The sequence below is a fragment of the Kitasatospora sp. NPDC002522 genome (assembly GCF_053595195.1).
In genome coordinates this window covers 241,160-248,822 of record NZ_JBSFXE010000005.1, presented here as the reverse complement: position 1 = coordinate 248,822, position 7,663 = coordinate 241,160, and the positions used below count along the sequence as shown (strand labels likewise).

The 7,663-nt window shown below is 72.1% G+C and carries 5 protein-coding genes; 3 read left to right on the top strand and 2 right to left on the bottom strand.

The annotated features are described in order from the left end of the window. The 3 genes from ACWD4U_RS06245 to yicI all read left to right on the top strand — a co-directional run. Positions 1-1,404: glycoside hydrolase family 3 C-terminal domain-containing protein (locus ACWD4U_RS06245; RefSeq protein WP_363459888.1), on the top strand; the 1,404-nt coding region annotated here is incomplete at its 5' end. A 135-nt stretch (positions 1,405-1,539) separates the two neighbouring features. Further along, positions 1,540-2,586, top strand: coding sequence for an acetylxylan esterase (locus tag ACWD4U_RS06240; protein ID WP_449787119.1), 1,047 nt, complete (start codon positions 1,540-1,542; stop codon positions 2,584-2,586). A gap of 93 nt (positions 2,587-2,679) precedes the next feature. Continuing rightward, on the top strand, positions 2,680-4,962 hold the full coding sequence (gene yicI, locus ACWD4U_RS06235; protein ID WP_363459889.1) for an alpha-xylosidase: 2,283 nt from the start codon (positions 2,680-2,682) through the stop codon (positions 4,960-4,962). 66 nt (positions 4,963-5,028) lie between these two features. Here yicI and ACWD4U_RS06230 read toward each other — a convergent pair whose 3' ends face one another. Both ACWD4U_RS06230 and ACWD4U_RS06225 read right to left on the bottom strand, forming a co-directional pair. Beyond that, on the bottom strand, positions 5,029-6,441 hold the full coding sequence (locus tag ACWD4U_RS06230; protein WP_363459890.1) for a non-reducing end alpha-L-arabinofuranosidase family hydrolase: 1,413 nt from the start codon (positions 6,439-6,441) through the stop codon (positions 5,029-5,031). Positions 6,442-6,672: 231 nt separating this feature from the next. Next, a complete protein-coding gene (locus ACWD4U_RS06225; protein ID WP_363459891.1) occupies positions 6,673-7,503 on the bottom strand; it encodes a helix-turn-helix domain-containing protein in 831 nt (276 codons plus the stop codon). Positions 7,504-7,663 lie beyond the last annotated feature (160 nt).

Sequence of the window (7,663 nt, the reverse complement as noted above, 5' to 3'; positions counted from 1 at the left end):
GACGCCCAGGTGATCAAGACCTGGTTCGTCACCGAGACCTTCCGCCTGGAGGACGCCGCCGACGGCACCGTCCTGCTGCGCTCCGCCGCGACCGGGCAGTACGCCGCCCTCGACGCCGACGGCACCGTGCGGGTGACCGCCGAGCGCCCCGAGGACGCCGAGTCCTGGCAGCGCGAGGTGCTGCGCGACGGCCGCGCCGAGGCGGTGGCCGCCGCCGCCGACGCCGACCTGGCGATCGTCGTGCTCGGCAACCACCCGCTGATCCACGGCCGCGAGACCGAGGACCGCAAGGGCACCGCCCTGCCGCCCGCCCAGGACGACCTGCTGCGCGCCGTCACCGCCGTCCGCCCGCAGACCGCGCTGGTGCTGATGAGCAGTTACCCGTACGCGGTGGACTGGGCCGACGAGCGGCTGCCCGCCGTGCTGTGGACCTCCCACGGCGGCCAGGAGGCCGGCGCCGCCCTCGCCGACGTGCTGCTCGGCCACGCCGAGCCCGGCGGCCGGCTCCCGCAGACCTGGTACCGCGGCGACGACCCGCTGCCCCACCCGCTCGACTACGACATCATCAAGGCCGGCTGGACCTACCAGTACCACCGCAGCCCCGCGCTCTACCCGTTCGGCCACGGCCTGTCCTACGCCGCCTTCGAGTACGGCGACCTGACGCTCTCCCAGCCGGCGACCGGTCAGGACGGCACCGTGCAAGCCGCCCTGACGGTCCGCAACACCGGCCGACGCGCCGGCAGCGAGGTCCTCCAGCTGTACGTCCGCGCCCTCGACGCCCGCTACCAGGCGCCGCGGCTGCGCCTCGCCGACTTCCGCAAGGTCCGGCTGGAGCCCGGCGAGAGCCGCGAGCTGGTCTTCGAGCTGCCCGCCTCCGCCCTCGCCCACTGGGACGTGGCCACCGGTGCGTTCACCGTCGACCCCGGCGACTACGAGGTGATCGCGGCCCGCTCCGCCGAACACCCCCTGGCGGTCGCCCCGCTCGCCGTCACCGGTACCCCCGCCGCACCCCGCGCCGTCGTCGAACAGTCCCTCGCCGCAGTCGACTTCGACGACCACACCGGCATCGCCATCGTGGACGCCGACAAGACCCGCGGCGACGCGGTCACCCCCGCCGACCCCGCCGCGGGAGCCGTGCTGAGCTACCGCGCGCTCGACCTCACCGGCGCCGCCCGGATCGAGGCCGGCATCGCCCGCGAGGACACCGACGGCACCGCCCGCCTGGTCGTCGAAGCCGGCGGTCGAGTGCTCGCCGACATCGACGTCCCGGCCACCGGCGACCGCTACACCTGGACCACCGCCGCCGCCCCGCTCACCCACCGGCCGGACGGCATCCACGAGCTGCGCCTGCACCTGCACGGCGCGTTCCGCCTCGGCGACCTGCGCTTCGGCCGGACCGACTGAAGACAGGCTCAGGCCCGCTCCTGACAGACGGGCCGAAGGACGCCGAGAACGGGCGGCCCGCTCCTGACAGACGGGCCGCCCGTCGCTGCCCACATCCGCCCCTACCCCCTCACCCGCCGCCCGGAGGCGGCCCGCATGTCGCTGCTCACGCCCCACCACGCCACCTCGTCCTCGCAGCACCCGGAGGAAGCCCCCATGCCGCTCCCCGACCTCGGGCTCGACGAACTCGCCGATTACCGGCCCGAGTCGACCCTCCCGCAGGACTTCGACGCGTTCTGGGAGCGCACCCTTGCCGAGGCCCGCGCCCACGGCGGCGAGGTGAAGGCCGAGCCCGCCACCGTGCAGTACGGACTGCGCACCGTCGAGGTCGAGGACGTGCGCTTCCCCGGCTGGAACGGCGAACCGGTCTCCGCCTGGCTGCTGCGCCCGCGCGGCGCGCAGGGCCCGCTGCCCGTGGTGGTCGGCTACCAGGGCTACAGCGGCGGTCGCGGCGTGCCCACCGAGCACCTGCTCTGGTCCGCCGCGGGCTACGCTCAACTCGTCGTCGACAGCCGGGGACAGGGGCACGACACCCCCGACCGGACCACGGGCGACGGCACCCAGTGGGCCGAGGGCTTCATGACCCGCGGCATCGACTCCCCGGAGAACTACTACTACCGGCGGCTGATCACCGACTGCGTCCGGGCCGTGGACGCCGTCGCCGAGCTGCCCGGCCTCGACCCCGAGCGGATCGTGCTGACCGGCGGCAGCCAGGGCGGCGGACTCGCCCTCGCCGCAGCCGGTCTGACGGGGGACCGGGTCGCGGCGGTCATGCCGGACGTGCCCTTCCTGTGCCACTACCTCCAGGGCGCGCAGCTGTCCCTGGACGGGCCGTACCAGGAGCTCGTCAAGTACCTGCGCTGGCACAGCCGCCACCGCGTGCAGCCGACCTTCGAAACCCTCGCCTACTTCGACGGCGTCAACTTCGCCCAACGGGCCACCGCGCCCGCCCTGTTCAGCGTCGGCCTGATGGACCCGATCTGCCCGCCGCGCACCGTCTACGCCGCCTACAACCTGTACGCCGGCCAGGACCGCACCATGACGGTCTGGCCGTTCGCCGACCACGCAGGCGGCTGCGGCTCCAACCCGCCGGCCCAACTGGCCTGGCTGCACGCGCGCGGGCTCGCCCCCGACGCCGACTGACCCCGCACCGAACGCCCCGCCCGAGCACCCGGGAGACCGCAACCCGCCCCGGGGCCGAACCATCGCGCACCGCGCGAACGGAGGATCCACCCGATGAAGTTCACTGACGGCTACTGGCTGATGCGCCCCGGCGTGACCAACCGCTACGCCGCCGAGGTCGCCGATGTCCGTGCCGAGGAGGACCGGTTCACCCTCTGGGCGCCGCTGCGGCACGTCACCAATCGGGCCGACACCCTCAACTCTCCGCTGCTGACCGTCGATTGCCACTCCCCGGCGGAGGGCGTGATCGCCGTCCGGTTCACCCACCACGCCGGGTCGGTGCGGCCCGGCGGCGGGTTCGAGTTCGTCGGGCAGCAGGACGGCGCGGGCAAGGTGGTGCGGGACGGCTCGGTGGTCGAACTCCGCTCCGGCGGACTGACCCTGCGGGTGGACACCGAAGGGCCGTGGCGCGCGGAGTTCCTGGCCGACGGCGAGCCGATCACCGAACTGGGCGGCCGCGGCCTCGGGTTCTCCGTCGACGCCGCGGGCCGCCACCACATGGTGGCCCAACTCGCGCTCGGCGTCGGCGAGTCCGTGTACGGCCTGGGCGAGCGCTTCACCCCGTTCGTCAAGAACGGCCAGGTGGTGGACATCTGGCAGGCCGACGGCGGCACCACCAGCGAACAGGCCTACAAGAACGTGCCGTTCCACCTCAGCAGCCGCGGCTACGGGGTGCTGGTGAACCACCCGGGCCGGGTGTCGTACGAGGTGGGCAGCGAGACCGTCGGGCAGGTGCAGTTCAGCGTCGAGGACCAATCGATGGAGTTCCTGGTCTTCCACGGGCCCACGCCCAAGCAGGTGCTGACCCGCTACACCGGCCTGCTGGGCCGGCCCGCGCTGCCCCCGGCCTGGGCGCTCGGCCTGTGGCTGTCGACCTCCTTCACCACCGACTACGACGAGGCGACCGTCACCCGGTTCACCTCCGGCATGGCCGAGCGCGGCATCCCGCTCTCGGTCTTCCACTTCGACTGCTTCTGGATGCGCGGCTACCACTGGAGCGACTTCGTCTGGGACCCGGACACCTTCCCCGACCCGGAGGGCATGCTCGCCCGCCTGAAGACGCAGGGCCTGAAGATCTGCCTGTGGATCAACCCGTACATCGCGCAGCGCTCCGAACTCTTCGAGGAGGGCAGGCGCGAGGGCTACCTGGTGCGGCGCGCCGACGGCACTGTCTGGCAGTGGGACCTGTGGCAGCCCGGCATGGCGCTGGTCGACTTCACCAACCCGGAAGCGACGGCCTGGTACACCGAGCGGCTGCGCGGGCTGCTGCGGCAGGGCGTCGACTGCTTCAAGACCGACTTCGGCGAGCGGATCCCCACCGACGTGGTGTGGCACGACGGCGGCGACCCGGAGAAGCAGCACAACCTGTACACCCAGCAGTACAACAAGGCCGTGTTCGAGCTGCTCCGGGAGGAGCGCGGCGAGGGCGAGGCGGTGCTGTTCGCCCGGTCGGCGACGGCGGGCGGGCAGCAGTTCCCGGTGCACTGGGGCGGCGACTGCGAGTCGACCTTCAACGCCATGGCGGAGTCGCTGCGCGGCGGGCTGTCGCTGGGCCTGTCGGGCTTCGGCTTCTGGAGCCACGACATCGGCGGCTTCGAGGGCACCCCCACCCCCACCGTGTTCAAGCGCTGGGTCCAGTTCGGGCTGCTCTCCTCGCACAGCCGCCTGCACGGCAGCAAGTCCTACCGTGTGCCGTGGGACTACGGCGAGGAGGCCGTCGAGGTCACCCGGGCCTTCACCCGCCTCAAGCACCGCCTCGCCCCCTACCTGCAGCGCGCCGCCCAGCAGGCGCACCTGCACGGCACGCCGGTGATGCGCGCCATGGTCCTGGAGTTCCCCGACGACCCGGCGGCCGCCCCGCTGGACCGGCAGTACCTGCTCGGCGACGACCTGCTGGTCGCCCCCGTCTTCACCGATTCCGGCGAGGTCGACTACTACGTCCCCGCGGGCACCTGGACCAACCTGCTGACGGGCGATCAACTCACCGGCCCGCGCTGGGTCCGCGAGACGCACGGCTTCGCCACCCTGCCGCTGCTGGCCCGCCCCGACTCGGTCATCCCGCTCGCCGCCGACGACTCCCGCCCGGTCTCCGACTGGGCCGACGGCGTCACCCTGCTGGTGCACGCGTTCGCGGACGGCGCGGAGCGCACCGTCGTCGTCCCGCGCAGCGACGGCGTGGGGGAGAGCGCGCGCTTCCAGCTCCGCCGCACCGGCGACCGCCTCACCGTCCGCACCGACTCCACCGCTGCCTGGTCCGTGCGCCTCGGCGGACCGGACGGGCCGCTGCACACCCGCCCGGCGGGCACCACGGAGGCCGAACTGCCCTGCCCCGCCTGAACCCCCGTACCCGGAGGAGCCCCGGCCGGTCCACCGGCCGGGGCTCCCCGGATCGCGGGTGTCGGGTCAGCGCTGCAGGGTGAGGAGGCCCGGCCGGTAGGCCAGGTTCTCGTAGGGGGTGCCGCTCGGCGTGCCGGGAGCGATGCCCTGGTAGAGGAACTGCAGGTTGCAGGGGTCGATGGTCATGGTCTGGTCGGGGTTGTTGCGGACCAGGTCGCCGTGGCTGATGTCGTTGGTCCAGGTGGCGCCGCTGTTGGCCTTGCCCGCGAACGGGTTGGCCTCGGTGGCGGCCTGCGCGGTCCACGGACCGTTGAGGCTGGAGGCGGTGAACGAGCGGAAGTAGCGCTGCTCGGTCGCCCCCCGGGCCTCGACGATCATCAGGTACTGGTTCTGGCCCTGGACCTTGTAGACCTGCGGCGCCTCGAACAGGTTCTTCACCGTGTCGCTCATCACCGTGGTGAAGGAGCCGAAGGCGCCCGGGAAGCTGCCAATCGGCATGGTCGACTTGTAGATCGAGCCGTTGTCGCCGGCGAAGAACAGGTACATGTTCTGGTCATCGGCGATCAGGGTGGGGTCGATCGGGCCGCCGGTCGGGAGGGTGCCGGTGAACAGGTTCTGCGGCGCGGACCAGCCGTTGGGGTTGGTCGGGTCGGTGGACGTGCGGTAGCTGAAGGACCAGGAGGTGCCCCAGCCCAGCGAGGCCAGCACCCAGATGTTCTTGGGCGCGAAGTAGAACAGCTGGGGCGCCACCGCGGACGAGCTCATCGCGGTCTGGGTGGTCGTGGCCATGTCCGACCAGTTGGTGAAGGGGCTGAAGCCCATCGAGTGCCAGTTGCCGTCGGAGTAGGTCGCGTAGACCAGGTGCTTGCCGTTGTACGTGGTGGTGGTGAAGTCCTTCAGGGAGTACCACCCGCTCTTGGGCTGGGCGAGCGCGCCGGTGGAGGACCAGCGGTAGGTGGACGGGAGGGCGCAGGAGGTGGTGGTCAGGCCGGTCCACCGCTGGTTGGTCGCGCCGGTGCAGTTCCAGAGCTGCACCGCGGTGCTGTTGGCGGTCCCGCCGCCCGAGACGTCCAGGCACAGCCCGGACTCCACGCCGACGATCGAGCCGTCGGCGTTCACCCGCCATTGCTGGTTCGTACCGCCGCTGCAGGCCCAGATCACCACCTTGGTCCCGGCGGTGGTGGCGTGGTTCGGAACGTCCAGGCACTTGCTGCCGTACACGGTCAGCTGGTTGCTGTCCGTCAACGTCCACTGCTGGTTGGTCCCGCCCCAGCAGTCGTAGATCTGCAGGCTGGTGCCGTCGGTCTGGCTGGCACCCGGCACGTCGAGGCACCGGCCGGAGGCCACGCCGCGCACGGCACCGGTGGTGGCGGCCTGGGCCGGGCCGGCGACCAGCAACGACGCCAGCGCGGCCAGGACCGCGAAGGCGGAGGCGAGTGCGGTGAACGGATGCGCACGACGGAAAGTGGATCGGTACATGTCAGCCTTGTCGTCCTTGTGCGAGCGGCTCTCGCGGTGGTGGGGGCGACTGCAAAATGTTAGCGCTAACAAAAATTCCCGGCGGCAGCCGACGGCGGGAATCGGGGGTGATCCCACGTTTATAGACCCGGTGCCTCGCAGGTGTCCAGGGGCGTGCAAGCGCCGTTTTCGGGTGCCGACGCGGAGTCGGCGGGCAGAATCCCGTCCCGGTCGTGAGCGCCTGACGGTAGCTCAGCGCCCGCGGCCGCGCCGGAACCCCGCCGGGGTGGTTCCGCACGCGTCCGTGAAGACGCGGTAGAAGCGGCTGACCGAGCCGAAGCCGGCGGCCGTGGCGATCTGGCTCGCGGGAAGGTCGGTGGACACCAGTAGCCGGCGCGCTTCGGCGAGCCGGTACAGCTTCACGTAGTCGCCGATGGTGGTGCGCACGACCTTGCGGAACTGGGTCATGGCGTAGGTCGGGTGGATGTTCGCGGCGGCCGCGACGTCCGCGACGGTGATCGGCTCGCGGAAGTGGTGCGCGATGTGGCGCGCCATGGACATCGCCTGACGCAGGGCCGGATCGTCACCGGCGTACCGGGGCGCCGGAGCGCCGACCGCGGCGAGTGCCAGGCGTCGGACGCGCGCCTGAATCTCCAGCATCGCGATGTGGTGCAGTTCGTCGTCGCCAGCGGCCAGATCCGCGGCCCACTGGGTGAACTTCGCCGGGTCGCTCGCCTCGGCACAGCCGGGGGGAGCGACCGTCGGCACGCCCGAGAGCACCCGGGTGAGCAGCGCCTGCGGCAGCCCCCAGGCCAGGAACCGGTCGAAGGGCACGTGCAGCCAGTGGGCGCGCACCGCCCCGCTCGCCACCAACTGGTGCGGGACGGCCGCCCAGAACACGGCGAGGCCGCCCGCCGCGACCTCGAGGAGCTCACCGCCGTAGAGGTAGACCATTGATCCGCCGTCGGCCACGAAGTTGATCTCCAGGTCGTCGTGCCGGTGGGCCGTCGACATCAGCGTCGGCCGACCGGACCAGCCGCGCAGGTACGACGGTTCGTCGACCAGGGCACCCTGAGGATCCAAGAACTTCTCGCTTCGAAACGGTGCAGACATCGCGGGAACTCGGATCCTATCGTCGAGGAGTCGGCTCCTGTGCCCGCCCGCCCGCACCGTCGTGCGGGCGGCGAACTCCCCACTCTCGATGCCTTCCTGACGGAGACCTCGCGTGTTCCCGCCCGGCATC

What these genes read in the sequence shown, in the direction of transcription:
- ACWD4U_RS06240 (WP_449787119.1), top strand. Translation starts at nt 1,540, where the DNA reads ATGTCGCTGCTCACGCCCCACCACGCCACCTCGTCCTCGCAGCACCCG.
- yicI (WP_363459889.1), top strand. Translation starts at nt 2,680, where the DNA reads ATGAAGTTCACTGACGGCTACTGGCTGATGCGCCCCGGCGTGACCAAC.
- ACWD4U_RS06230 (WP_363459890.1), bottom strand. Translation starts at nt 6,441, where the DNA reads ATGTACCGATCCACTTTCCGTCGTGCGCATCCGTTCACCGCACTCGCC.